The 25,926-nt window shown below is 44.7% G+C and carries 21 protein-coding genes and 1 riboswitch; of the genes, 16 read left to right on the top strand and 5 right to left on the bottom strand.

All coding sequences use genetic code 11. From position 1 onward, the window contains the following. The first annotated feature begins 46 nt into the window (after positions 1–46). Positions 47–535: a DTW domain-containing protein gene (locus SPUTW3181_RS10835; protein ID WP_041408384.1), complete on the top strand. Its 489-nt coding sequence runs from the start codon at positions 47–49 to the stop codon at positions 533–535. A 50-nt stretch (positions 536–585) separates the two neighbouring features. Here SPUTW3181_RS10835 and trhA read toward each other — a convergent pair whose 3' ends face one another. Then, complete coding sequence (gene trhA, locus SPUTW3181_RS10830; protein ID WP_011789387.1) at positions 586–1,269, bottom strand: PAQR family membrane homeostasis protein TrhA; 684 nt, start codon at positions 1,267–1,269, stop codon at positions 586–588. A 377-nt stretch (positions 1,270–1,646) separates the two neighbouring features. Between trhA and SPUTW3181_RS10825 the strand changes: the two genes are divergently transcribed. From SPUTW3181_RS10825 to SPUTW3181_RS10785, 9 genes are all read left to right on the top strand, one after another. Further along, positions 1,647–2,708: a hypothetical protein gene (locus tag SPUTW3181_RS10825; RefSeq protein WP_011789386.1), complete on the top strand. Its 1,062-nt coding sequence runs from the start codon at positions 1,647–1,649 to the stop codon at positions 2,706–2,708. Between the two features lie 167 nt (positions 2,709–2,875). Further along, a riboswitch (TPP riboswitch) is annotated at positions 2,876–2,974 on the top strand. 200 nt (positions 2,975–3,174) lie between these two features. Continuing rightward, positions 3,175–5,295: a phosphomethylpyrimidine synthase ThiC gene (gene thiC / locus SPUTW3181_RS10820; protein ID WP_011789385.1), complete on the top strand. Its 2,121-nt coding sequence runs from the start codon at positions 3,175–3,177 to the stop codon at positions 5,293–5,295. A 2-nt stretch (positions 5,296–5,297) separates the two neighbouring features. After that, a complete protein-coding gene (locus tag SPUTW3181_RS10815; RefSeq protein ID WP_041408184.1) occupies positions 5,298–7,202 on the top strand; it encodes a bifunctional hydroxymethylpyrimidine kinase/phosphomethylpyrimidine kinase in 1,905 nt (634 codons plus the stop codon). Next, a complete protein-coding gene (locus tag SPUTW3181_RS10810; RefSeq protein ID WP_025007649.1) occupies positions 7,195–8,097 on the top strand; it encodes a HesA/MoeB/ThiF family protein in 903 nt (300 codons plus the stop codon). The genes SPUTW3181_RS10815 and SPUTW3181_RS10810 overlap by 8 nt, the downstream gene beginning before the upstream one ends. A gap of 1 nt (position 8,098) precedes the next feature. Continuing rightward, positions 8,099–8,302 (top strand): sulfur carrier protein ThiS, encoded by a 204-nt coding sequence (gene thiS / locus SPUTW3181_RS10805; RefSeq protein WP_025007650.1) that lies wholly within the window; start codon positions 8,099–8,101, stop codon positions 8,300–8,302. A 1-nt stretch (position 8,303) separates the two neighbouring features. Continuing rightward, entirely contained in the window at positions 8,304–9,068 is a 765-nt protein-coding gene (locus tag SPUTW3181_RS10800) for a thiazole synthase (RefSeq protein ID WP_011789381.1), read from the top strand. Beyond that, on the top strand, positions 9,065–10,180 hold the full coding sequence (gene thiH, locus SPUTW3181_RS10795) for a 2-iminoacetate synthase ThiH (protein WP_011789380.1): 1,116 nt from the start codon (positions 9,065–9,067) through the stop codon (positions 10,178–10,180). The genes SPUTW3181_RS10800 and thiH overlap by 4 nt, the downstream gene beginning before the upstream one ends. Before the next feature lie 101 nt (positions 10,181–10,281). Beyond that, positions 10,282–10,545, top strand: a complete 264-nt coding sequence (locus SPUTW3181_RS10790) for a hypothetical protein (RefSeq protein WP_011789379.1) — start codon at positions 10,282–10,284, stop codon at positions 10,543–10,545. A 5-nt stretch (positions 10,546–10,550) separates the two neighbouring features. Beyond that, positions 10,551–12,353 (top strand): putative metalloprotease CJM1_0395 family protein, encoded by a 1,803-nt coding sequence (locus tag SPUTW3181_RS10785; RefSeq protein ID WP_011789378.1) that lies wholly within the window; start codon positions 10,551–10,553, stop codon positions 12,351–12,353. Positions 12,354–12,397: 44 nt separating this feature from the next. Here the strand turns inward: SPUTW3181_RS10785 and SPUTW3181_RS10780 are convergent, their stop codons facing one another. The 4 genes from SPUTW3181_RS10780 to cmoA all read right to left on the bottom strand — a co-directional run bounded on the left by SPUTW3181_RS10780 (position 12,398) and on the right by cmoA (position 16,886). Continuing rightward, the gene (locus SPUTW3181_RS10780; protein ID WP_011789377.1) at positions 12,398–13,309 is read right to left on the bottom strand and encodes a LysR family transcriptional regulator; all 912 of its coding nucleotides are present in this window, start codon (positions 13,307–13,309) and stop codon (positions 12,398–12,400) included. A gap of 106 nt (positions 13,310–13,415) precedes the next feature. After that, positions 13,416–15,167, bottom strand: a complete 1,752-nt coding sequence (locus tag SPUTW3181_RS10775) for a M3 family metallopeptidase (RefSeq protein ID WP_011789376.1) — start codon at positions 15,165–15,167, stop codon at positions 13,416–13,418. Continuing rightward, positions 15,160–16,158: a tRNA 5-methoxyuridine(34)/uridine 5-oxyacetic acid(34) synthase CmoB gene (gene cmoB, locus SPUTW3181_RS10770; protein ID WP_011789375.1), complete on the bottom strand. Its 999-nt coding sequence runs from the start codon at positions 16,156–16,158 to the stop codon at positions 15,160–15,162. Before cmoB ends, SPUTW3181_RS10775 begins: the two co-directional genes overlap by 8 nt. Further along, entirely contained in the window at positions 16,155–16,886 is a 732-nt protein-coding gene (gene cmoA / locus SPUTW3181_RS10765) for a carboxy-S-adenosyl-L-methionine synthase CmoA (RefSeq protein ID WP_011789374.1), read from the bottom strand. Before cmoA ends, cmoB begins: the two co-directional genes overlap by 4 nt. A 149-nt stretch (positions 16,887–17,035) precedes the next feature. On the opposite strand from cmoA, the gene SPUTW3181_RS10760 reads away from it, so the two are divergent. From SPUTW3181_RS10760 to ruvB, 6 genes are all read left to right on the top strand, one after another. Further along, positions 17,036–19,849, top strand: coding sequence for a transporter substrate-binding domain-containing protein (locus tag SPUTW3181_RS10760; protein WP_011789373.1), 2,814 nt, complete (start codon positions 17,036–17,038; stop codon positions 19,847–19,849). A gap of 184 nt (positions 19,850–20,033) precedes the next feature. Beyond that, the gene (aspS, locus tag SPUTW3181_RS10755; protein WP_011789372.1) at positions 20,034–21,812 is read left to right on the top strand and encodes an aspartate--tRNA ligase; all 1,779 of its coding nucleotides are present in this window, start codon (positions 20,034–20,036) and stop codon (positions 21,810–21,812) included. Between the two features lie 239 nt (positions 21,813–22,051). Beyond that, positions 22,052–22,798 carry a YebC/PmpR family DNA-binding transcriptional regulator gene (locus SPUTW3181_RS10750; RefSeq protein WP_011789371.1) on the top strand — a complete coding sequence of 249 codons (747 nt, stop codon included), beginning with the start codon at positions 22,052–22,054 and terminating at the stop codon, positions 22,796–22,798. 103 nt (positions 22,799–22,901) lie between these two features. After that, positions 22,902–23,423, top strand: a complete 522-nt coding sequence (gene ruvC, locus SPUTW3181_RS10745; RefSeq protein ID WP_011789370.1) for a crossover junction endodeoxyribonuclease RuvC — start codon at positions 22,902–22,904, stop codon at positions 23,421–23,423. Beyond that, positions 23,420–24,037 (top strand): Holliday junction branch migration protein RuvA, encoded by a 618-nt coding sequence (gene ruvA, locus SPUTW3181_RS10740; RefSeq protein ID WP_011789369.1) that lies wholly within the window; start codon positions 23,420–23,422, stop codon positions 24,035–24,037. The genes ruvC and ruvA overlap by 4 nt, the downstream gene beginning before the upstream one ends. Positions 24,038–24,051: 14 nt before the next feature. Then, positions 24,052–25,056, top strand: a complete 1,005-nt coding sequence (gene ruvB / locus SPUTW3181_RS10735) for a Holliday junction branch migration DNA helicase RuvB (RefSeq protein ID WP_011789368.1) — start codon at positions 24,052–24,054, stop codon at positions 25,054–25,056. The last annotated feature ends 870 nt before the right edge of the window (positions 25,057–25,926 follow it).

The following is a 25,926-nucleotide window of genomic DNA, read 5'->3' as shown; positions in this document are numbered from 1 at the left end:
TTGTAAAAACGTATTGGTTAACTTTTTGCTTAGAGGGTAGGTGACAGTGCAAATTATTTTACTTACCCATGAGCGTGAATTAGTACGAGCAAATAATACTGGACGGCTCGCTATAACGGCCTTTCCCGAAAGTGTTATCCGCATACCTTGGTCAAGAACTGCACCAGATCCAGCCTTAGTCGCTGCGTTAGCCTCTCAAGAGGCTAAGCTTTTATTTCCAGCGGCATCAGAGAAAAATCTCAAGCAAGATATGCTAATTAAGCCAGCATTAACACGACCAAAACAAATTGTGATCCTCGATGGTACGTGGCAGGAGGCTCGAAAGATGCTACGCCAAAGTTCGTATCTGAAATCGGCAGCAAGAATTGCATTACCGTATAAGGAAAGTGGTTCCACTTTTGTATTAAGGCGCAATCAGCTAGAGGGCGGGCTTTGCACTGCGGAGTGTATTATTGCCCTTTGGCAACAAGTGGGCTATGAAAATCAAGCCACACAATTAATGTCGCTATTTACCGCGCTCAATAACCTTAATTGAGCACTTGGCAGGATGCTTTGATTCCAATTTATCAGCTTGAATATCCGTATTTAAATAACCGTTAAGTAAATGCAAAAAAAATGGCTCATAGCACCTCCCAATACAAACAGATGCCAAATTGCATGGTTGAATGGAATGCGTTTCCCCACATAGAAAATGACGCCTAGGGTGTAAAATAGTCCGCCTAAAATCAATAAGTTAAACCCAAGTGTTGACATGGCTGTGGTTAAGTCACCTATGATAGTCACGCATAGCCACCCCATTGTCAGATATAGCGCTAAACTGAGTTTTTTAAACTTATGAATAAATAATGTTTTGAACAAAATCCCGCCAATTGCTAGCGACCAAATCGCCGTTAAAATCACTATCGATTGTGTTCCCTGTAGGCTTATCAGCATCAAAGGTGTGTAAGTTCCTGCAATCAGGCAGTAAATTGCACAGTGATCAGCGATCTTAAGTTTATGTTTCCAGCCTGAATGGCTAACACTGTGGTACAAGGTTGAACATAGAAAAAGCACTATGATACTTGCACCGTAAACGAAAACGCCCGTAAGTTGAATTATCGTAAGATGGTCTTGGCTTTTTAGCAGCATTAGCACCAATGCCACTATCCCTGCGATCACACCTAGGCCATGGGATACACTGTTAGCTATCTCTTCATTAGTACTATATGGCATAAATTTAGTATTGGTTTTTGTTGAGTTTTGTTGCTCGATAATACTTTGGCTTGGCATGGTGGATACGCACTTTCAAACGATGGTAATAGAGTTTACCAGTTAGCAAAATAAATCACCATATTTAAGCGTACACTTGTAAGCTAAATATGCAGCTTGCTTTTATTGCTTCTCTTCTAGCCCAATTGTTATCCCGTTTTCCTGTCTTATTGTCTCAACTGGCAAGTATCTTATCGAGTATTGGGGTAAGTGCTACGCTTGGAGCTTGTGTATTTATGTTGAACTTTGCTCTATTTGTCTCCTCTAATCTGCGTCAAGCACTCACAAATAAATATAATTATTGGATAATTCACTTTCAATATTCACCGACAAAGTGCAATCGTTCCACGTTAAGTACTATCGAAATCAATTGTATACACAAAACCTAAGGATGGATTTTGCCTTTTCAACGTCAACCCCATGCTCTGTCTTTATTTGTATCACCTGATCTCCGTGCTACGGGTGAGGAGGATGCAGATGGTGCTTTGCTTGCGCCGACAATATTGTTGCCAGAAGATAAGACTTCTATTGTGTTTCAACATAAACATGATCTTGGTGATCTAGATGATGCTTTAGCGCCTGCTTTTACCGCTAATAAGGATTCGTTAGTTTGCGATCGCGGTGTAAGCCAGCCGTATAATAAAGGGGTAAGTCTGTTATTTTTTGTGCTTCTAGTGCATGCAGGTTTATTTTTACTGATCTATATTTTGTGGCGCCCGCAGTTAAATCCCTTTGGATTGAAGGAAATAGAAAGCCGTGGCCCTAAAGTGGCAGCGATCAAGGCTTACTTTATTTATGCTCCCGCGGTAGAGAAAGCCGAAACCTCAGAGTCCGAAACTGAGATAAAGGCCGAGGATAAGATTGAATCAGCAAATTTTGTTGCGTCTATAGCTATTCCCGCCCCGCAAACTCCAGTTGAGCCTCAACCAAACAAAACTCAATCAATAGTCCCAAGTGAAGAACAACCCGCTGAAGCGATAGCAAAAAAACCAACGCATACGTTGGATACCACAGAATTAAAGCCGCAACTTGGTGCTAAGAGTTCGCCTGCAAAAGAAGGTGAAAGCACAATAGCGACAAGCTCAAGCATGAGTTTATTCACCCAGCATTATTTTGAGCGTCAGCGAGAGCAAGCGCTCGATGACCTCGTGATTGAACAGGCCGATAAATTCACTCGGAAATCGAATATGAGTGAAATGAGCCCAGAGATGGAAGTGTTATTTGTTCCTAACGCCGATGATTTCGCTGGCAGAACGAGTCACGATTTACCCTTAGATCCAAATCGTATTGTGCGTAAAGGGGATACTTGTTATCGCGTGGTACAAGTCGGCACTCAAGTTAATCCATACGCCGAAAATTTAGGCTTCCCATTTGACTGCAGTGGCAAAAAAATCAATCAAGCTATTGATGATGCCATTCAATCTCGATTAAATAAAATGATGCTCAAACCCCATAAATAGTGACTTTATTTTATGATCTATTTTCACGCCAATTATAACTTTGTTAGCTTCATTTTATTTACTCATTTAAAAACAATGTGTTATGAATCTATATTTTGGATTGATAGTTAAGGGTTTTAATTGTTTTTTTCCTTGTTTGTTGCTGCCACTTCTGTCTATACTGCGCACTCATCTTGTCGGAGTGCCTCTTGGCTGAGACCGTTTATTCGGGATCCGTTGAACCTGATCAGGTTAATACCTGCGAAGGAAACAAGCGTAATAACACACATTAAATCGCGAAAATAGACGGCTTTAACACCTGTTTACTCAGCAGTGCTTTAAGTCTTAATGTTTAGATTTAATTGTTATTGAGCAGGGTAACTCAATTTTTGAAGCCAGTGTTGGTCACAAAAATTGATTGCCATGCCAGCTATCAACAACGCAATTCTCCAGACAAGCAACTCCATTTTTTAACGTGAGATTGCTTATGTCCAGTTCAAACCAAAACCTAGCTATAGCTGCCAATGCTATAGAAATCACAGCGCCAGAATCGACAATCCTTAATAAATCGGCTGAGTCTCGTCAATCAACAGTGCCTAAGGCGCCGAGTCGCCGCGAAACCCGCGCGCAGGCCCAAGCCTTTATTGATACGTTAGCGCCACTGCAACATCCTAATTCACAAAAGATTTATCTTGAAGGTTCAAGTGCCGATATTCGCGTTGGTATGCGACAAATTATGCAGACTGATACGCTGGTGGGCGGTACAGCTGATGCGCCTATCATGGAAAAAAATCCGCCAATCCACGTGTACGATTGCGCCGGACCTTATTCCGATCCTGAGGCCGATATCAATGTGCGTCTCGGCCTTGTTAAATTAAGACAAAACTGGATCCTAGCCCGCAAGGATACAGAGCAATTACCCTGTGCCACCTCAGACTTTACCCAACAAAGACTCGCCGATGATGGTTTAGATCATCTGCGTTTTGAGGCGGGTTCGAGTGCGATTGTCCGCCCACGCAGAGCGCTGCAGGGTAAACGCGTCAGTCAATTACACTATGCCCGTCAAGGGATTATCACGCCCGAAATGGAATATGTGGCGATCCGCGAGAATATGGCACTCGCCGAAGTACAGGATGAAATCCTCAATCGTAAAGCCAAGGGCGAAGCCTTTGGTGCCTTAGTTGGTGAGCCGATTACCGCCGAATTTGTCCGCGCCGAAGTTGCCCGTGGCCGCGCGATTATCCCGCTGAATATTAACCATCCCGAAGCCGAACCTATGATTATCGGGCGTAATTTTCTGGTGAAAGTGAACGCCAATATCGGTAACTCGGCGGTGACGTCTTCCATCGAGGAAGAAGTGGAAAAGCTCGTCTGGTCAACCCGTTGGGGTGCAGATACTGTCATGGATTTATCCACGGGTCGTTATATTCACGAAACCCGCGAGTGGATCATCCGCAACTCGCCCGTGCCCATCGGCACAGTGCCGATTTATCAAGCACTGGAGAAAGTGAACGGCGTAGCAGAGGATTTAACCTGGGAAGTGTTTCGCGATACCTTGATTGAACAAGCGGAGCAAGGTGTTGATTACTTTACGATTCATGCTGGTGTACTGCTGCGTTATGTGCAGATGACGGCTAAACGCGTTACTGGGATCGTTTCCCGCGGCGGTTCAATCATGGCCAAATGGTGCTTGAGCCATCATAAGGAAAACTTCCTCTACAGCCATTTTCGTGAGATCTGTGAGCTTTGCGTTGCCTACGATGTATCCCTGTCTTTAGGTGATGGTATGCGTCCAGGCTCGATTGCCGACGCTAATGATGCCGCCCAGTTTGCAGAGCTTGAAACCTTAGGTGAGCTAGTCAAAATCGCATGGGAATACGACGTGCAAACCATTATCGAAGGGCCGGGACATATCCCGATGCAGCTCATTAAAGAGAACATGGACAAGCAGTTAGTTCATTGCGATGAAGCGCCGTTTTACACCCTTGGCCCGCAAATCACCGATATCGCACCTGGGTATGATCATTTCACCTCCGGCATAGGCGCGGCCATGATCGCTTGGTACGGCTGCGCCATGTTGTGTTATGTAACACCAAAAGAACACTTAGGATTACCGAATAAACAAGATGTTAAGCAAGGTTTGATTGCTTACAAGATTGCCGCCCATGCCGCCGATGTGGCCAAAGGTCATCCGAGTGCGCAAATTCGTGATAATGCGCTGGCAAAGGCGCGGTTCGAATTCCGCTGGGAAGATCAATATAACCTAGGGCTCGATCCTGACACCGCTCGGGCTTACCACGATGAGTCCTTACCACAGGAATCGGCCAAAGTCGCGCATTTTTGTTCTATGTGCGGCCCTAAATTTTGTTCGATGAAAATCACCCAAGATGTGCGCGCCTATGCCGCAGGTTTAGAGGCGGCACAAACGAAGGCAGAGCAAGTTGAAGCGGCTGCCCAAGCCATGCAAGTCACTATCAAGACGCCGCAGGAGTTGGAAGCGGCCATGGCACTAAAATCGGCACAATTTGCCGCTTCGGGCGCCGAGATTTATCAGGTGATAGACAAGCATGTAAAAGACAAGCTCGTCGCCGAAGCTGAGGAAGCCTAATTATGCAGGGTATTCATGGGGGGAAATTGCCCATGAGTACCGCTCGCCCCGCGATTGTTTGGACCATAGCCGGTTCAGACAGCGGCGGCGGTGCCGGTATTCAGGCGGACTTAGCCACGATTCAAGATTTGGGTTGTCATGGTTGCAGCGTGATCACCACTGTGACGGCGCAAAGCTCAGTGGCGGTCACTTTAGTCGAGCCCGTGTCAGCTGCGATGTTAATGGCTCAGTTGACCACTTTACTGTCAGACTTGCCACCCAAAGCAATCAAAATCGGCTTACTGGCTGATCAATCTCAAGTCGCATTATTGGCAGATTGGATCGCGAGTTTTAAAATCCACTATCCATCTGTGCCTGTGATTGTCGATCCTGTGATGGTCGCCAGTTGTGGCGATGCATTAGCAGTAGATAACTGTCAGGATATAAAAAGTACGGCCAAATCAGCCTTAGATTTTAATCCTTTCAAAGGCTTAATCGAACTTATCACGCCCAATGTGCTTGAACTTGGGCGGTTAACTCACAGTGATGTTTCAACGAAAGCACAATTCGCTGCTGCAGCACAGGCTTTATCCCAGAGTTTAGATTGCAGTGTGCTCGCTAAAGGTGGCGATGTGAGCTTTGGTTGCACTGATATTCTTGATGATACTCAAACTCACGATAGCACTTATGCTCAAACTCAGGCTAACGTTCATGTTAGCACTCTCGATAGCAACGGCTGGGATCATGGGCTTGCCGAGGATTATCTGGTTTGCCATCAAGTACGCGCGAGCTCTGAGCTACATCAAAATGGGTGCTTCTGGTTAGCAAGCCAGCGGGTTAATACCCGTCATAACCATGGTAGCGGCTGCACTTTGTCATCGGCTATTGCCGCCGTGTTAGCGCAAGGTTCTGTATTGCAAGATGCGGTGGTGGTTGCCAAAGCCTACGTGAGTCAAGGCTTAAGCGCGGCGATTGGTTTAGGGCAAGGTCCAGGGCCGTTGGCCCGTACGGGGTGGCCCAATGACTTGTCCCGCTATGCCAAGATAAATCTGTGTGATGGCAATTTTATTAGTCATCACCTCAATCAACATCTTGATGTTAGAAGTGATTTAGTTGCAACAGTTTTATCTGCAACAGATCAGGCAAATACAACTTCGACGCCAGCTCAATACATCTCATCCCACGGTTTTAAAGTGCTCGATGCCGATCTTGGTGTTTATCCCGTGGTGAGCGACTTAATCATGCTGGAAAGTTTGTTAGCTGCAGGCGTTAAAACCGTGCAGTTACGGATAAAAACCGACATCAGCGAGTTATCTAGTGCAGCGCCAGCCGAATCTGATTTAGGCAAATGTGAGTCAGGTAAGTCTGAGTTGGTTGGCTCTGAATTAGAAGTACAAATTCAAACGGCCATTGCCTTAGGTAAGCATTTTAATGCGCAGCTTTTTATCAATGATCACTGGCAGTTAGCGATAAAATACCATGCCTTTGGGATACATTTAGGCCAAGAAGATCTCGCCGTTACCGACTTAGCGGCCATTCAGTCGGCAGGGCTCGCATTAGGTATATCCAGCCACAGTTATTTCGAGTTGCTATTGGCGCATCAATACTCGCCATCCTATATCGCCCTTGGGCATATATTCCCAACCACGACTAAGCAAATGCCTTCTGCGCCTCAAGGATTAGCAAAACTTAAACATTATGTGGCGTTACTTCAAGACCATTATCCCTTAGTCGCTATTGGCGGTATTGATTTAGATAATCTGGCAAAGGTGAAAGCCACTGGGGTGGGCAATATTGCTGTGGTGCGGGCAATAACCGAGGCTCAGGATCCGTTAGCAGCGTTCGCAGAGCTGAGCCAAGCTTGGGAGCAATGTAGCTTGTCTGAAGAATTGGCTGTAAAGCATGAGTTGGTTGCTAAGCATGAGTAAAAACCAACCGCTTGCTCACGCAGAGGTTCTTTGCAACGGTACACAAAGCGCTCATACACTCAGTGATGCCGATTTCATCCGTTATTCTCGGCAAGTCTTATTGCCAGAAGTCGGTGAGGCAGGGCAATTGCAACTGGCCGACGCTAGCGTTGTTATTGTTGGGCTTGGCGGCTTAGGGCAATTGGCGGCGCAATATCTGGCCTGTGCTGGCATTGGCAACTTGACCTTAATCGACATGGATAAGGTTGAAGTATCGAATCTACCAAGACAATTGCTATTCAACGATGCCGACATTGGACTCAATAAGGCGCGAGTTGCCAAGCAAAAGCTCAAAGGCTTAGCGCCGCAGTGCACTGTTACTGCCCATGAAACAGCATTTAGTGCTGAGACATCAGCTCATCACTTCGCTGAGGTTTTACAATTAAAACAACAGGGGAAAAGAGTGCTAGTGCTTGACTGCACAGATAATTTTGCGACTCGCCAATCCATTAATCGCTGCTGTGTCGAAGCAGCTTTGCCTTTAGTCAGTGCGTCAATTGCAGCATTTAGCGGTCAATTGTTCGCGGTCGATCAAATGCAGCTCCCCTCTGGTGGTTGCTATCACTGTATTTTCCCCGCACAGACGAGAGTGTCGCAGAGTTGCAGTACCCAAGGTGTACTCGGCCCCAGCGTGGGCGTGATGGCGTCAATGCAATCTTTGGTGGTCATGCAACTCTTGCTGAGTGTGGACAGCGGTTGCGATGAACCGAAAAATGCCTTGTTGGGGCGTTTTTGGCGCTTTGACGCTAAATCACTTTCATGGACAGCGGCTGTATTAACGCGGGATCCCCACTGTGATGTGTGTGGTCCCAAAGGGGCTTATCTATCATCAAATAAAGATAGTCTTGAGGTTTGATATGATTTTAATTCACATAAACAATATCCCGCAGTTGTTATCTGAACCGACGTCACTAGAGGCTGTGATCCTCGCACAAAATATTGCGCTCGATTCAGTTGCTATCGTGTTGAATGCTGAGGTCGTTCCGCGCAATCGCTGGCAATCTATTCTCTGCCAAAATGAAGATAAATTAGAACTTTTTTCAGCAGTGGCGGGAGGCTAATATGTTAAAGATTGCCGATGTGGAATTTGAATCACGGTTATTTACCGGAACGGGAAAATTTAGCAATAGCCAAGTGATGCTTGAGGCAATAAGGGCTTCAAAATCGCAGTTAGTCACAGTTGCGATGAAAAGAATTGATTTTAAAATTGGGCTTGATGATTTACTCACGCCGTTACGTCAAGTGGGTGTACAGCTATTGCCTAATACTTCTGGGGCGAGAAACGCCAAGGAAGCGGTGTTTGCGGCTGAGCTTGCCCGTGAAATGCTGGGAACTCGTTGGATTAAGCTCGAAATCCATCCAGACCCTAAGTACCTAATGCCCGATGCGATTGAAACCTTAGAGGCGGCCAGAATCCTTTGTGAGAAAGGCTTTATCGTGTTGCCCTACGTGCATGCCGATCCTGTGCTGTGCCGTCGTTTGGAAGAAGTGGGCTGCGCTGCTGTTATGCCACTGGCGAGTCCGATTGGCAGTAATCAAGGTTTAGTCACTGAAAGCTTTTTAAAAATCATCATAGAGCAGGCGCGGGTGCCAGTGGTGATTGACGCTGGCATTGGCGCACCTTCACAGGCTGCGCGGGCAATGGAGCTGGGCGCCGATGCTGTGCTCGTCAACACCGCCATCGCCAGCAGCGCGTCGCCGATAGTGATGGCCGAGTGCTTTAAAGAGGCGGTGCAATGCGGCAGACGGGCCTTTGAAGCTGGGCTTGGCCGAGTACAAACGGGCGCGGTACAGACCAGTCCTCTGACAGGATTTTTAAATCAATGAGTTTTGTAGCGGAATTTGCCAACATCCCACGGGATAAACTGTTACTCGATTTGTATTCTTGCACAGCCCAAGATGTCGAGCGGGCGTTAGTGAATCCAGCAGGGGATTTACGCAGCTTACTGGCCTTGTTATCACCTGCGGCTGAACCTTATATTGAAACCATGGCGCAGCAATCTGCGGCGCTTACGCGGCAGCGATTTGGCGCGAATCTTGGCATGTATTTACCGCTATATGTCTCGAATCTGTGCGCTAATGAATGTGATTACTGTGGTTTTAGCATGAGTAACAAACTCAAACGCAAAACCTTGAATAAACAGGAGTTGATGGCTGAAATAGCCATTATCAAAGGCAGAGGTTTTGATTCTATTTTACTGGTGTCGGGTGAGCATGAAACTAAGGTCGGTATCGATTATTTCAAGCAAATGTTGCTGCTTGTGAAGCAGCAATTTAGCCATGTGGCGATGGAGGTTCAGCCCATGAGTGAGGACCATTATTGCCAGTTAGTCGCGCTAGGTTTAGATGCTGTGATGATTTATCAGGAGACCTATCAGCCCGAGACTTATGCTCGTCACCATTCCCGAGGTAAAAAAATGGATTTTGCCTATCGTTTAGCAACACCGGACAGAGTTGCGGCGGCGGGGGTCGATAAAATTGGTCTTGGGGTGTTACTGGGGCTGGATGATTGGCGTTTAGATGCGTTAATGATGGGATATCATCTTGACTATTTAGAGCGTCGCTATTGGCGCACTCGCTTTAGTATTTCGCTGCCAAGGTTAAGGCCTTGTACTGGCGGGATCACCCCAAAAGTTATTCTATCGGATTTAGGTTTAGTACAAATGATTTGTGCATTTAGACTTTTTAATCATCAGCTTGATATCAGTATGTCGACAAGGGAAAGCCCTGAGCTGAGGGATAATCTTTTGCCACTTGGAATTACTCAAATCAGTGCTGGCAGCTCGACACAACCGGGCGGCTATCAAGCACCCGACAGTCAACTCGATCAATTTGAGATAAGCGATGATCGCAGCGTCGAGCAAGTCATCGAACAGATGCAACGGCAGGGTTTTAATCCAATATTCAAGGATTGGGAATCTGCATGGATAAACAGCTAGTTTTTGCGGGAAATAAATGGCGCTAAGGTTGATAAAGGCTGTACTTTAGCAAACTGTTGGTCAATAATTGTTCTAGTTATTACCACAGCGGGATTACCGTTATGCAAATACAATCTGCCTATTCATCTGGTGTACAAGGTTTGCAAAGTGCGCAATCTGGGTTAACTCAAGCTACAATTGATGTGGCTAAATCGACACCAGCTCAAAGTGCAGCGCCTTCGGAATCGACTAAAGACGTTGCACAAACCGATAAAACCTCGGCCTTACTCTCTGCTAATCAATCTGTAAGGCAAGCGGAGGCCGCTACTGAAGTGATAGAAACTGATTCAGAGACAATAGGAACCATCATTAATATTAAGGTGTAAACACTATGTCTGCCGTGGCGCTGTCACCCAAGGTTGGAGCGTCACCCACTTCTGTTTTGGAACATGATAAGTCGTTTGGACAGAGCCGTACTTATCAAGAAACGAATGGACAAAGTAGTCAGCCTGTTAAGCTGAACTCTCCAAAAATAGAAGCGAGTGGGGTATTTGAACCATCATTTTCTAATGCGCTAGCGCATGGTGGCTCTGCTGTTACTATAACGAAAGCAAATCCACTATCAAGTAAGCACGTTTCTACCTCATCCAGTGATATTTCCGTCACCGTAAATCAGACGTTAAATACTGATAATATTGTTTCTTCTCAGAATGTTGCAGTCTTACATGCGGAGCCTGCCAGTTTTAGCCTATTGACGGGCCCACGCTCAATACGGGGGGTGAGAGAAGGGCAAATAGCCACAGTTGCACCCAACGATTTTTCACCCTTGGCGACATCAAACGGACAATCCAGTACCACGGCTTTATTAACCCCAGCGTTAACACTTTTTGTTCCAGATGGGAGACACATCTCTGCTTTAACACCAGAGCTAATGACTGGAGATTATTCTCCTGTTGCTCAAATACAGGGCTCACAGGTCCATTTAGGGATAAAAGATGTGTCATTGACTCCTGAAATACCCAATGCCAATGTTCCTGAATATGCAAATAAGCAGGTGATTCCTTCAGCGAATACAAGGAATACCGTTATTACAGATGGTACTGATAGTTCTATTTCTTATCCTCAGACTGAGCAAACTGATAATCAGGCAAAGAATGTTCCGCCACAAAAGAGTCCTGAGGAGCGGTTTATTGAGATGTTTGGCAAAGCAACCCCTTTTAAATCAGGTGATAATGAGGAGGATGACAAAACTGAGGAGAGTAAGCAGCAAGCTCTAGCTGCAATTTTTACGAATGATGCTGGTAAGGAACAAACAGAACAAGCAGAAGCAGAAGCTTCAAAACAATTGGATGAACAAACACAAGCTCAAAAGGTTCAAGAGAAGATTGCTGAGCAGCAACGTGTTCAAGTTGCAGAGCTTAAAGCCCGAGATGCGGAAGTTAAAGCCCATGAACATGCTCATGCAACCGTTGGTGGACAATATGCCCAAACGCCAAATTTTAAATATGAAAAAGGAGTTGATGGACAACGTTATGCCACTGATGGAGAAGTGCAGATCGATGTTTCTATTGTGGCAGGTGATCCGCTAGCAACAATCAACAAAATGAAGCAAGTATATGCTGCAGCAATGGCTCCAGTTGATCCATCGAGTGCAGATATTCGCGTTGCGGCTGAAGCATTAAAAAAGATGAATGAAGCGAAAGCATTACTTGCAGAGGAACGTCAGAAACAAATCATCGATTTAGAAACGACTCAAACCTTGATCGAAGCTGATGCGCAGGTTGAGAATTTACCGCCGCTTAAGCCGCATACTTTTACCGTTACAGGGGAGGTTGATGCTGCAGGCAATATTGTTCAACCACAAGATAGCGGCATAACACCCGTATCTGAGCTTATCGATAGAATAAAGCAAGGCATTGAAGCAAAGGATAATATTCAGGCACAAGTCTCATCTACCACTGTTGCCTCTGTAAATGAGCAAACTCAATCAGAGATAAAAGATGACATAACCCAGCCTATTGAACCACCCACAGCAACATTAGCAATAAACTCTGACAGGCTAGATATGGGAAATATGAAGCCGAATTCTGCGGTAATAAACCGTTTTGACTCATCAAATTTAAAGAACGAAACTATGGCAACCCGTTATTACGCTGCGGTTGCACAATTGAATCAGCCAGTTTCAAGCCTCTAACACCTTTTGAAATCAACTAAAGTAAATGTGCATATTCAGTTTTTTTAATGACCTGTATTTGGTATTGCGATCCCATGATGTCGTAAAATGAACGAAGCGAGCAATTTAGAAGCCGGGCCTTGGTTATCTCGGTTTGGGATCACCAGACTCAACATTATTCGACGTTTTTGACTACCTTCGAGATGTAAACGGACTAAATTACCCGATGATAATTCCTCCTGTACTAAAAACGATGGGATCCAGCAAAAACCAATACCACGATTTAAAATCACTTTAGCTTCGTGGAAATTAGAAACCGTCCAGCGTTGTTCTGCTTTTAACCAACCAATATCAACATTTGACTGTACGCCTGTATCTTTAATCACTAGCTGTAAATATTGCGCTAGTAGTTTATCGTCTTCAATAATCCCTAAGTCCGCTAGAGGATGTGTTGGGTGGCATACCAGATACAATTCCTCTTCACATAGAGGCTCCGCTAAATATCCCTTAGGTGCAATACCCGCACAGATAGCAATATCAACTTTATTTTGCGCGATAAGTTCTTGGGTGCCTGTAATTACCGAATCCAGCATAATAATGCGGGTGCCGCGGCTATGGGGTAAAAAAGCATTGAGAGCTGACACTAAACTTTCCATTGGATAAATGATTTCACGGGCAATGGTGAGTGTGGGTTCCCAGCCTTGCTCTAGATTGCTGGCAAGTTGTTCCAATTCATTAACGGCTTGGGTGACATGCCGTGAGCGGCGCAGTAGCACTTCGCCCTGCGGGGTGAGATAGGCTTTACGGCCTTTGACTTCGAGTAGTTCGATACCTAGCTGGTGTTGTAATTTGGCAACCGCATGGTTGAGAGATGATTGACTCTTATTGAGTTTTTCTGCCGCTTGGGCATAGCCTCCAAAATCGACAACTGCTTGTAAAATACGCCATTGTTCCAGAGTGGATTTAGCTCGAGTCATAATAGTCCCAAAAAAGCGATAGATTTAGCTTATAATGTCGACTTCTTATCTATTTTTCAATTAAATTACGGTATTAAATGAAAGACTATTGCGCTAATGGATGTGCTTACCGCGACATATTCGCAATATATTGAATAAGACTCGTTGGATCGGTAGGCCCCTCGATAAATGCGCTTAATTGTTCGCTTAAACTAAGTGAATCTTCGTTTACAACGAGAAGATTAAATAAACTGAGTTTATCGGATCGATTGGCTGTTATTTGATAGATGAGCTTTGCTAGCGCTTCTTGCCAAAGGGATTGATAGTAAAGCGGCCCTTCATTGGCAATTGCATTAAAACTATATGGATAGTCATCCACTTGTGACCACTCTTGTCCAAAACTGTATGTAAACTCGGTGGCGAGATCCCCATAGCTTTGCTGAGATTGAGCTTGATAAACGTTCAGGGCTACTTTGGCTCGAAATACCTTGAGCTGCTTTGTGTAAGCTTTTACAAGAATTTCGCGTTCATTTAAATAGGTTTGTTCATAGTGTGGAAACAGTTCGTTTTGAAGTATTTCAGCTAACCATAAACTACCAATATGATGGCTCTCCTGAATTGAATCTTGCGTATTATTGAGGTAAAAGTGGCTACCTTTTGCTAGCGATGTTACCGCTTGGGCCAAAGCGTGGGTAAATTGTTCAACATCTTTGTGCGTACTGAGTTGAGGTTTGAGATCTAAGGCTTGTTGACCAAATTGCTGCCCGATAACACCTTGACGTAGCGTTTGCTGCTGATGACGCTGGCGTGCAACATCATAGGAAATATAGAGTTCACCTAATAATCTGCGCTGGTGGTAAACCCTAAATATTGGGTGTGAAGATTCTTGGATGTTTATCGTTTCAATAGGCTCAAAATGGAGCCCCCATTGCTGTAGATAAGCAAAACTTTGAGCCAATATGTGTGCCGTTAGTAATTGCGGCGCTTGTGCAAATGCCTTTTGAGGCAATATTTGCCCAAGATCCCAAGGGGCTATCCCTACTGAGTGCGTTTGAGTATCGAGAAATGCCTTAACAAGCTCAGGTGATGATAAGAGTTGTGTACTGAGGCTGAAACTGGCGTGATCGGCAAAGCCTGCGGCCCAAGCGGTTTGTTGACGAAGTGCTAAAATCTGGTTTAATGCATCGCGATTGCGCTGATGTGCACGAGCTTGATAAGCTTGCCAGACTTGCGCGCGGCATTGAGGATGTGGTTGTTTGAGTAAATAGTGGGCAACCGTACCTGAAAAATGACGCAGTTGCGTATCTGCAACCTCTTCCCCATGTGATGCAAGGATCGCGTCTGTTTGATCTTCAGTAATCAGTTGGCACTTTTTATCATGGATATCGAGACTAAATTGTTGACTCGCTAACCCTTGGCTTATCGTCGCTTGAGCCGTATGTAGTGTTGCTTTTTCGGTTATTGATAACTGAGAGTCTATCAGTGATTGCAACTTACCGCTTAGCAGCATCTGCTCCCGATCACCTTGTGATAAAGCGTGGGTTAGCTGATGAAATTCAGTTTGATTGACGAGTTCCGACAAGGTGTCGGCAAGGCGTAATTGGCATTGTAATAACCCAGAACGCTCGTCAGCGGAGAGCGTAAACCCGCGGTAATAATTCACTCTATCATTGATATTATTAAGCCCAATGGTTTGCTGCTCTAAGATCAATGCCTGCTTTGCAATAGATAAAGGAAGTTGCTCTTCTGCATAAGCTGCTGCTAAATCAATTCTAGGTAAGCGTAGACACTGCTCAACAAGCAATGGCACAGGGCTTGGCGCGGCATAAATGAATCCGCTAAACAATAATCCAAGTGTCAGTAAAGTGAGTTTACCCATTAACTGTTTCTTGGTTAGGCTGGTTTTTTATTGCAATAATCGTCGCTCGCTTAGGCGCTGGATAACCCTCAATTGTTTTAGTGATATCAGTGGGATCAAGATATTCAAGCAGTGACTCATTGGGCATCCAGTCTGTACGTCGTTGCTCTGCAAGGGCTGTGACATCGGTATCGACACAACGGATATCAGTGAAATCACATTTCTTTAACCAGAGCATGAGCGCGGCAACTGACGGAATAAACCATACATTATTCATCTTGCCATATCTATCTTGAGGCACGAGTACGGCGTTTTCGTCGCCATCTATCACCAAGGTTTCTAGCACGAGTTCACCGCCAGTACGTAACTGATCACGCAATTGCAGTAAATGATCGATAGGCGAACGTCTGTGATACAAGACGCCCATAGAGAAAACCGTGTCGAATGCATCCAGCGGTGGTAATTCTTCAATACCCAGTGGCAAAAGGTGCACAGGATGATGGGCGCCCGCTAAACGTTTTACCGCTTCAAACTGACATAAAAACAACGGCGAAGGGTCGATGCCCACTACGCGTTTAGCACCTGCACCTAACATGCGCCACATGTGATAACCGCTGCCACAACCAACATCAAGCACTGTGCGATTGTTTAGCGGTGAAATATGCTGCTTAACGCGATCCCATTTCCAGTCACTGCGCCATTCGGTATCGATATGAATGCCGTGAATGTGGAAGGGCCCTTTGCGCCAAGGCATAAACAGGCGCAGTAGATTCTCTAGCTTCTCTTTCTCGCCAGGACTGAGTTGCTCGCCGCTGCCGACGGTGACGCTATCGACAAAATCCACTTGGTCGGGTGCTGGATAGTGCAGCTTGTTGAGCACTTTTTCCCACTTGGGCAAATTACCGTGTTTATGATCTCGTTGCCACTTGCCTAAAATGCTCGGCAGGGTTTCGAGCCAGTGTTGTAGATTGGAATCGGCGATTTGTTGGTAAAACGAGCTAAAGCTGATCACTTGATGGCCACCATAGAAGCAAAGTTAAAGCATTGGAACCAGAGACTAAAGTGACTAAAGCCTTGGCGGGTGAGTCGTTGTTGATGCGTGGTTAAGGTGTCGGGCTTCATGACATTTTCCAGCGCACTGCGTTTTTGGCTGATCTCCAGTTCACTGTAACCATTGGCACGTTTGAAGTCCAAATGCTGTTCTTCGAGTAAGGTTTGGATCGGGGCATCATCGAAGCGAATTTTTTCCGAGAGCACTAACATCCCGCCTGGATTCAGGCCTTGATAAATCTTCGCTATCAGGGTTTCTCTGTCTTCTGGTGGTAAAAACTGCAATGTAAAGTTGAGTACCACCAATGATGCATTTTGAATATCGATATCGCGAATATCACCGCAAACCAGATCGACATCCGTATCGCTGACATAGGCATTCAGGTTCTCTTGGCAGCGTGCGACCATAGATTCACTGTTATCGACAGCAATAATGCGACATTGGCGACCTTGGATTTGGCGACGAATACTTAAGGTCGCGGCACCGAGTGAGCAACCCAAATCGTAAATTTGAGTATTTGGCATGACGAAACGATCTGCAAAATCGCCTATGGTATTGATAATTTGCGTATATCCAGGCACGGAGCGGCGGATCATGTCACTGAAAACGCCTGCTACACGGTTATCAAACTGGAAATCGCTAATGTGCTCGTTTGGTTGAGCGTAGATAGTATCTTGAGAAGTGTTCATCTGGAATTATCTCGGAAATTCAACCCAGCATTTTAACGAATCAGATTGATTTGCAGCAAGTCTTAGGCTAGTAATTTGCGATAAATTTTTGTCTAATATGGCATAAATAACAAAATCATTACATGTACATCCAGTACTAAGGGCTCAACTTGAAGTTTGTGGTCTACTTAATTGTGATCTTGTGCAGCTATCTTTTGAGCATTACAGGGCAGGCGAGTCCATTGCCTAATGAGCCATTAATCATCGTTATGGGTGAAGACAGTTTTCCCTATCAATATGTGGATAGCGAAGGAGAACCGACAGGATTACTGGTTGATCTTTGGAAAGAATGGGCTAAGCAAACCCATACAGAAGTGGTGTTTGTCGCACGCCACTGGAATGAATCTCTCACTCAATTACAAAAAGGTAAAGCGCACGCTCATCTTGGTATGGGAATAACACCAGAAAGAGAGCAACTATTTGATTTTTCGACTCCGATTGCTGATGTTGATGCTTATCTTTATTTACACAAATCATTACGTAGTAAAAAATCAATCAAGGAATTGATTCCCTATCAAATCGGTGTTGTAGCAGGCTCATATCATGAAGCGCAGTTACAACGAATGGAGTCTAAATTAGTTTTAAAGCGTTATGAGAGTCGTGAAAAACTGCTTGCAGGCGTGGCCTCCTCAGAAATAGTGGTATTCGCTGGATTAGAAGGTTACTTGAAAGATCCCGCATCATCCCAAGATATTTCGGCTAATTTTCCTAATACAGCTCGCATAAAAATTAAAAGTGTCCAGTTTGTCCCCGCGACAGTTAAAGGTAACCAAGCATTAGTCGATAAGATTAATCGCGGTTTTATGGCTCTTGACCCTCAGTTTATCCAGCAGACTGAACGGCGTTGGTTGGGGATCCATAGGCAAAAATCTGGGTTGATTATTGCTATGCAACAGGGTGTTGAACCCTTTGTTGATCTCGGTGTTGATGGCTTACCCCATGGTTTGTATGTAGATATGTGGAAATTGTGGTCCGAAAAAACGGGAATCGATATTGATTTTATCACCGGTGACATGAATGCCAGTGTTGATGATGTACGTCGTGGTCTAGCGGATGCACATATTGGTTATCCAGAAAGTGATGACTTAAAAACTGGACTTACCCGAGCTTGGCCTCTCTATACAGTAAAGAGTCGACTGTTTATTTATCAGCAACAATTAAATGATATATCCCAATTAAAGGGCAAACGGATCGGTGTTGTACCGACAGCACCTTATTTGGTCTCACTTAGGCAGGCTTTGCCTGATGTGTCTTTACGCTATTATGACAGTATGGATGCAATGGTGACAGCCGCCAGAACTGGTGAAATTGTTGGCTTTGTTGCAGCAGGGGCTTGGACATCTCATTACCTACTGCTTAATAAAGGCTGGTCTGACTTCCATCAATATCCCGACTTAGCGTTTTCGACCAATATCTATGTGCTTACTCGCAGTGATGATCCTGGACTTACGCAACGAATTGAAAATGGTTTTAACAGTATAACTCCCAAGGAATTTGCAGATATTGAGCATAAATGGATGCTCAACCCTCAGGATCATATCTTCAATCAAACGGAGCGTAACCGCATTAATTTAACGGCTATAGAGCAAACCTATCTTGAAAGTTTGGCTGAAGTGCGTATGGGTTATCTTAAACATTGGCCACCCATGGAGTTTACGGATGAACAAGGGGAGTTTGCGGGTATTAATAGTGATATTGCGCGGCTGTTAAAAGAAGAATTACACCTTAAGCTGACTCCCATTGCTTTTGATGACTGGCATGCGTTAATTCAAGCACTGCAAAAAGGCGATATTGCTCTTGCAGGCAGTGTAGCCAAAACGGCTGAGCGGCAACAACGATTACTGTTTAGCGACCCATATTGGCCGTCACCTTGGGGGTTAGTCTCACAACTCGAGCAGGTTTCTGTGTTTAACATCGCTCAGTTAGCAGGGCAAAGAGTCGCTGTGGTTGAAGGCTATCATTTGGTAGCGCAATTAATGGCATTACAGCCATCACTTAAATTGGTGCTAGTGACGGACACTAAAGCAGGGGTGAGTGCAGTGGCAAATGGTCATGCGGAGGTGTTTATTGACAAAGTGGTCACACTGGCCTCTGAGCTTAAAGGTGGGGAGTTTCCCACTCTCAAAATGTCGCTATTAAGTGATTTGGCCGATCAACATAGTCATATTGGGGTCAATCCGGAATTTGAACCCTTAGTGCCACTGATTAATAAAGCGTTAGCTATCATCGATAATCAACGTCAACAACAGATATATTCCCACTGGGTCTCATTTACGGTTTCAACGGATAACAGCCATTATCTTCAATGGATCCGCTACTTACTGTTCAGTGCCGTAATATTAACTATTGTTATGATAGCGGTGTTGGCGGTCAATAGACGTTTAAACCTTGAGATAACACGGCGAATTTCAGCGGAGAAACGGTTACAACATGTTGCAAACCATGATGTATTAACCCAATTACCTAATCGCGCGTTGTTAGATGACCGCTTAGCTCAAGCGCTATTATCACATCAACGAGATCAAGCCTACTTTGCTCTGTTATTTATTGACTTAGATGAGTTTAAGCAAATTAATGATCAGCATGGTCACCCAATAGGAGATTCAATACTGACACAGGTAGCACAAATTTTACTTAGTTCAGTGCGAAACTCTGATACCGTGGCGCGATTTGGCGGCGATGAGTTTGTGATCCTACTAAATCGTGTACAAGATCTCGATGCCGCGACCCAAGTTGCTGATAATATCCTGCAGTCTCTTTCCTCGCCTTTGCTCATAGAAGGACAAACGGTGAGGGTTGCTGTCAGTATTGGTGTCGTACTCTATCCCCGAGATGGTGATACTGCAATTGGGTTGTTGAAAAAGGCTGTTCAGCTAATGTACCAAGCCAAAAGTAGTGGGGGACGTTGTTACCGTATTTCTTGACGCTTTTTTGAACGCTTATACACAGATAATGTGTTCACCTCTAGTCAAGGGCGTAAAACTGTTTGATACTTCACCGCCTAAGAGTGAAGTACTTTGGTAATCGGTATTATTTGACTATAATGCCGCTTTTATCTCGTTTTGATTATTTCCAAAGCACCGGTTTCCGGATAAAGGATAGAGTTAGATGCGCAGTCATTATTGTGGAGACGTCAATAAGTCTCACGTTGGACAAGAAGTTACCTTGGTAGGTTGGGTTAATCGTAGCCGTGATTTGGGTGGCGTTGTCTTTTTAGATTTAAGAGACAGAGAAGGTCTCGTCCAAGTGGTTTATGATCCAGACTTGCCTGAGGTGTTTGCTGTGGCCAGCACACTGCGTGCCGAGTTCTGTGTTCAGGTAAAAGGTGTGGTTCGCGCTCGTCCAGATAGCCAAGTTAATGGTCAAATGAAGACGGGAGAAATTGAAGTATTAGGTAAAGCATTGACCATTATCAACGCTGCCGATCCGTTGCCGCTGAGCCTAGATAACTATCAGAACAACAGCGAAGAGCAACGTCTTAAGTATCGTTACTTAGATTTACGTCGCCCAGAGATGGCGCAGCGTTTAATGTTCCGCGCTAAGGTCACCAGCGCAGTGCGTCGTTTCCTCGACTCAAACGGTTTTTTAGATATAGAAACCCCGATCCTAACCAAGGCTACGCCAGAAGGTGCCCGCGATTATTTAGTGCCAAGCCGTACTTATAAAGGCCAATTCTTCGCGCTGCCACAATCACCACAGCTGTTTAAACAGCTGCTGATGATGTCAGGTTTTGATCGTTACTATCAAATCGTAAAATGCTTCCGTGATGAAGATTTACGTGCTGACCGTCAACCAGAATTCACCCAAATCGATATCGAAACCTCATTTATGACGTCCGAGCAAGTGATGGCGAAGACCGAAGAAATGATGCGCGGCCTGTTCCTTGAAATGCTCAATGTCGATCTCGGCGAATTTCCACGAATGACCTATAACGAAGCCATGCGTCGTTTCGGTTCAGATAAGCCAGATTTACGTAATCCATTAGAGCTGGTGGACATTGCCGATTTACTCAAAGAAGTGGAATTTGCGGTATTCTCAGCCCCTGCCAACGATGAAGAAGGCCGTGTTGCTGCACTGCGTATTCCGGGCGGCGCAGCACTGTCTCGTAAGCAAATCGATGATTACACTAAATTTGTTGGCATCTATGGCGCTAAAGGCTTAGCGTGGATGAAGATTAATGACCTAAACCTTGGCTTAGAGGGCATTCAATCACCTGTGCTGAAATTCTTAAATGAAAGCATAGTCAATGAAATCGTGAGCCGCACAGGCGCGCAAACTGGCGACATTATCCTGTTTGGTGCAGATCAGGCGACTGTGGTTGCCGAATCTATGGGCGCACTGCGTCTTAAAGCCGGTGAAGATTTCAGCTTATTGCAAGGTGAATGGCGTCCACTGTGGGTGGTTGACTTCCCGATGTTTGAGAAAATCAACGGCAACTTCCACGCAGTTCACCATCCGTTCACCGCACCACGCGGCGTAACGGCGGCAGAACTTGAAGCCAATCCAGCTAATCGCGTTTCCGATGCCTATGATATGGTATTGAACGGCTGCGAATTAGGCGGTGGTTCAGTGCGTATTCACAACCAAGAAATGCAGTCTGCGGTATTCCGTATTCTGGGTATTACCGACGATGAAGCTAAAGAGAAGTTCGGCTTCCTGTTAGAAGCGCTGCGTTATGGCACTCCGCCACATGCGGGTTTAGCATTTGGTTTAGACCGCATCATTATGCTGATGACGGGCGCAAGCTCAATCCGTGATGTAATGGCGTTCCCCAAAACGACCACTGCCGCTTGTCCGCTGACTAACGCACCAGGTTTTGCTAATCCGCAGCAGTTAGCTGAACTTGGCATTGCCGTTGTTGAGAAAGCTGTTAAAACAGAAGGCTAATTTTTGTAAAACGACTTTCTGTGGTCATTTTATGCGTTGTATCAAACACCGAGGCATTAGCCTCGGTCTATTTTTAGTGGTATATCATTTTATTGCTTATCAATAAGTTCATCCTTAGCTTTTTCAGCCCCATAACACCTTAGATGATTGGTAAGCTGTGCAACAATATATACCAAGTAACCTTAAATGATGAATGCAGCATCTTGAGATTACTTAGGTATCACAAGAGGAGACTTCCCATGGCAGGTCACAGTAAATGGGCCAACATTAAGCACCGTAAAGCAGCGCAAGATGCTAAACGCGGTAAACTCTTTACTAAATTTATTCGCGAATTAACTGTAGCTGCCCGTGAAGGCGGTTCAGATCCCGATTCTAATCCACGCTTACGAATCGCCATCGATAAAGCCCTCGGTGGCAATATGACCCGAGATACGGTTGAGCGCGCGATTAAACGCGGCGCCGGTGAGTTAGAAGGTCAGCAACTCGAAACCATTCTCTATGAAGGTTATGGCCCAGGCGGCACCGCTGTGATGGTTGAAACCATGACGGACAATCGTAATCGTACTGTGAGTGGTGTACGCAATGCGTTTAGTAAATCAGGCGGTAACTTAGGCACGGATGGTTCGGTTTCTTATCTATTCACTAAGCGTGGCGTGTTATCCTACGCGCCTGGGATCGATGAAGATGCATTGATGGAAGCGGCGCTTGAAGCGGGCGCGGAAGACATTATTAGCTATGATGATGGCGCGGTGGATGTGTTTACCAATCCCGTTGATTTCTATACGGTGAAAGAGCTGCTCGATAAAGCCCATTTTGTGGCGGATAATGCCGAAATCGCTATGATAGCCTCGACGAAAGCAGAGCTTCATCTAGAAACCGCTGAAAAATTTATGCGCCTTATCGACACCCTTGAAGATCATGATGATGTGCAAGAGGTGTATCATAATGCGGAAATCTCCGATGATGTGATGGCAAGCCTAGGCTAGATTGACTGTGAGCTGAATTGGGGCGTCAATTGATGCCAATTTCAGATCGCAAACGCTAACGTAGGAACAGGGACGCAAATGTAGATCCCATATAAGGTATTTAATGGCAATTATTTTAGGTGTTGACCCAGGTTCTCGGATCACAGGCTACGGCGTGATCCAATGTCAGGGACGACATCAGATTTATCTCGGCAGTGGTTGTATTCGCACTTCATCTGAAGAGCTTTCTGGCAGACTTAAACAAATATTTGATGGGATCACTGAGATTATTCGGCAGTATCAACCAGATGAATTTGCAATCGAACGCGTATTTATGGCCAAGAATGCTGACTCAGCCCTAAAACTTGGGCAAGCAAGAGGGGCGGCCATTGTTGCGGCGACGGTGGCAAATTTACCTGTAGCCGAGTACAGTGCAACACAAATAAAAAGTGCGGTAGTCGGTACAGGACGAGCTAAAAAGGAACAAATACAGCATATGATCCAGCAACTACTGAAATTACCTGCCGCACCTCAAGCGGATGCAGCAGATGCTCTCGGCGTTGCTGTGTGTCATTATCACACTCGCCAAAGTTTAATTGCATTGAGTGGCCGAGCAACGGCAAGAACATACGGACGGTACAGATGATAGGTCGTTTACGTGGTGTGCTGGTTGAAAAACAAGCTCCCGAAATACTGATGGATGTTAATGGTGTCGGTTATGAGTTACAGATGCCACTTACCAGCTTTTATGAGCTGCCAGAGATCGATCACGAGACTGTGGTATACACCCATTTTGTTGTGCGTGAAGATGCTCAACTCCTTTATGGTTTTATCACTAAGCAGGAGCGGGCATTGTTCCGCTTACTGATCAAGACCAATGGTGTTGGTCCAAAACTCGCCTTAACCATTCTTTCTGGCATGACGGCATCGGAGTTTGTTGGTTGTGTTGAGCGCGATGATATTGTCACTTTAGTGAAGTTACCGGGAGTGGGTAAGAAAACCGCCGAGCGTTTACTTGTCGAAATGCGCGATAAGCTCAAGAGCTTGATGGAAGCATCTGCAGGCTCAGAGCGTGAGTTCGTGCTGCAATCCAATTATTCACCCACGCCTACGGTGAATAGTGCCGAGGAGGATGCCATTTCTGCTTTGATCTCTTTGGGGTACAAACCACCACAAGCGAGTAAATCGGTTTCTGCTGCTTACAAAGAGGGCATGGATTCAGAAACCTTGATTAAAGCTGCACTTAAGTCGATGCTCTGATTAAGGGAACCATAATGATTGAAGCAGATAGACTCATCCAGCCGCAACTTCAAGTACAAGATGATGTTGTGGATAGGGCAATGCGGCCTAAATTACTTGATGAATATACAGGGCAAGATGACACTCGCGCTCAGCTTAAGGTTTTTATTCAAGCAGCCAAAAATCGTAATGAAGCCTTAGATCATATGTTGATTTATGGTCCTCCAGGGCTAGGTAAAACGACATTAGCGATGATTGTTGCGAATGAAATGGGCGTTAATATCAAATCCACCTCAGGTCCTGTGCTTGAAAAAGCAGGGGATTTGGCCGCATTACTCACGAATTTAGAATCCGGTGATGTGCTATTTATCGATGAAATTCATCGTTTAAGCCCAGTAGTGGAAGAGATATTGTATCCAGCAATGGAAGACTACCAACTGGATATCATGATAGGTGAGGGGCCTGCAGCGCGTTCCATCAAGCTTGATTTACCGCCATTTACTTTAGTAGGTGCAACCACTCGAGCAGGGGCATTAACATCTCCTTTGCGTGCTCGTTTTGGTATCCCACTTCGACTTGAATTTTATAACATTAAAGATTTAAGCACGATTGTAACGCGCTCTGCACAAGTGATGGGATTAGAGATCGATACAGAAGGTGCGTTTGAGATTGCACGACGTTCTCGTGGTACACCAAGGATAGCTAATCGCTTACTTCGCCGTGTGCGCGACTATGCCGAGGTTAAACATGATGGTGCGATCACTCAATTTGTTGCCGATCATGCGCTGGATCTACTCGATGTCGATAATGAAGGGTTCGACTATATGGATCGAAAGTTGATGTTAGCCATTATCGATAAGTTTATGGGTGGGCCTGTTGGCTTAGATAACTTAGCCGCTGCAATAGGTGAAGAACGCGAAACTATCGAAGATGTGCTAGAGCCTTTTTTGATCCAACAAGGGTTTATCCAAAGAACTCCCAGAGGACGCATTGCTACGGCACGTGCGTATCAGCATTTTCAGTTGATCAAACCTGAGTAATGGCCCTTAAATGGCGACCGTTGGTCGCCTTTCGTCATATCAATTTTGTATAGAAGCGCTTCATATTACACTTCATTCCATGTTTCGCCATTTAGAGTTTGTCAAAGCGAACAACATCTCATCTCGAAACATCATTATATCCGAGTATTAAAATCAGCTTGTTTTTAGCTTTACGCCATTATTTCAACCCAAGACATCATATGGTTGGAGTTAAATTGATTAGTTTAATGGCACTCTACAAATATTTACATCTGTATCAATATCAGAACCTAAAAACAGTATTTTACATGTCTATATAAAATAATAAGCAAAAATGGGCAGTGGGCTCTAATTCGAATTCATACCAAAACACACAAGAGAATTAAATCGTTAGCACTATTCTAGAACACCATATTTGATTAAATCACTTATACCAATCAAATTGATGCATATTTGTTAATTATTTGTTTGCAGTGAAAATCTTGTGCATAAAAATTACATTTTATTCATTATGTATCTTCTCTATATAGAGTCTTTGCTTTGTATTGTCTTGCTTTCCTATGTTTATAAATTTTAGTTATGCACAAATAGACGATAATTAATCGATATACAGTGTTGTGTTTTTCATCTGTTATCAAGTGAGGCGTGTGATCTATATCACATAAATCGATAATTACATTGTATGTTAAATGTTATTTTATTAACAGGGTTTATTGCTGATTATTACTATTTAACTGGCGTAAAAAACTTTTTTAATTAAAAAACATGAATTCATAATTTTAAATAAACAATAATGCAACAAATAAGGTCATTTATAAAAACAATAATATTTATTTAGTTAAATTTTTGCGCATTGACTGAAGTAAAGTGAATCATCAGTATCAAGCGCAA

Source organism: Shewanella sp. W3-18-1 (assembly GCF_000015185.1).
GTDB classification, from domain to species: domain Bacteria; phylum Pseudomonadota; class Gammaproteobacteria; order Enterobacterales; family Shewanellaceae; genus Shewanella; species Shewanella putrefaciens.
Note: the sequence above shows the minus strand (reverse complement) of the source record. Positions and strands in the feature narration are given on the sequence as shown.

Bases quoted from the DNA above. Each gene is read 5' to 3' on its own strand.
- trhA (WP_011789387.1), bottom strand. From the start codon at position 1,269: ATGCCAAGCCAAAGTATTATCGAGCAACAAAACTCAACAAAAACCAAT.
- thiC (WP_011789385.1), top strand. From the start codon at position 3,175: ATGTCCAGTTCAAACCAAAACCTAGCTATAGCTGCCAATGCTATAGAA.
- SPUTW3181_RS10815 (WP_041408184.1), top strand. From the start codon at position 5,298: ATGCAGGGTATTCATGGGGGGAAATTGCCCATGAGTACCGCTCGCCCC.
- SPUTW3181_RS10810 (WP_025007649.1), top strand. From the start codon at position 7,195: ATGAGTAAAAACCAACCGCTTGCTCACGCAGAGGTTCTTTGCAACGGT.
- thiS (WP_025007650.1), top strand. From the start codon at position 8,099: ATGATTTTAATTCACATAAACAATATCCCGCAGTTGTTATCTGAACCG.
- SPUTW3181_RS10800 (WP_011789381.1), top strand. From the start codon at position 8,304: ATGTTAAAGATTGCCGATGTGGAATTTGAATCACGGTTATTTACCGGA.
- thiH (WP_011789380.1), top strand. From the start codon at position 9,065: ATGAGTTTTGTAGCGGAATTTGCCAACATCCCACGGGATAAACTGTTA.
- SPUTW3181_RS10790 (WP_011789379.1), top strand. From the start codon at position 10,282: ATGCAAATACAATCTGCCTATTCATCTGGTGTACAAGGTTTGCAAAGT.
- SPUTW3181_RS10785 (WP_011789378.1), top strand. From the start codon at position 10,551: ATGTCTGCCGTGGCGCTGTCACCCAAGGTTGGAGCGTCACCCACTTCT.
- SPUTW3181_RS10780 (WP_011789377.1), bottom strand. From the start codon at position 13,309: ATGACTCGAGCTAAATCCACTCTGGAACAATGGCGTATTTTACAAGCA.
- SPUTW3181_RS10775 (WP_011789376.1), bottom strand. From the start codon at position 15,167: ATGGGTAAACTCACTTTACTGACACTTGGATTATTGTTTAGCGGATTC.
- cmoA (WP_011789374.1), bottom strand. From the start codon at position 16,886: ATGAACACTTCTCAAGATACTATCTACGCTCAACCAAACGAGCACATT.
- aspS (WP_011789372.1), top strand. From the start codon at position 20,034: ATGCGCAGTCATTATTGTGGAGACGTCAATAAGTCTCACGTTGGACAA.
- SPUTW3181_RS10750 (WP_011789371.1), top strand. From the start codon at position 22,052: ATGGCAGGTCACAGTAAATGGGCCAACATTAAGCACCGTAAAGCAGCG.
- ruvC (WP_011789370.1), top strand. From the start codon at position 22,902: ATGGCAATTATTTTAGGTGTTGACCCAGGTTCTCGGATCACAGGCTAC.
- ruvA (WP_011789369.1), top strand. From the start codon at position 23,420: ATGATAGGTCGTTTACGTGGTGTGCTGGTTGAAAAACAAGCTCCCGAA.
- ruvB (WP_011789368.1), top strand. From the start codon at position 24,052: ATGATTGAAGCAGATAGACTCATCCAGCCGCAACTTCAAGTACAAGAT.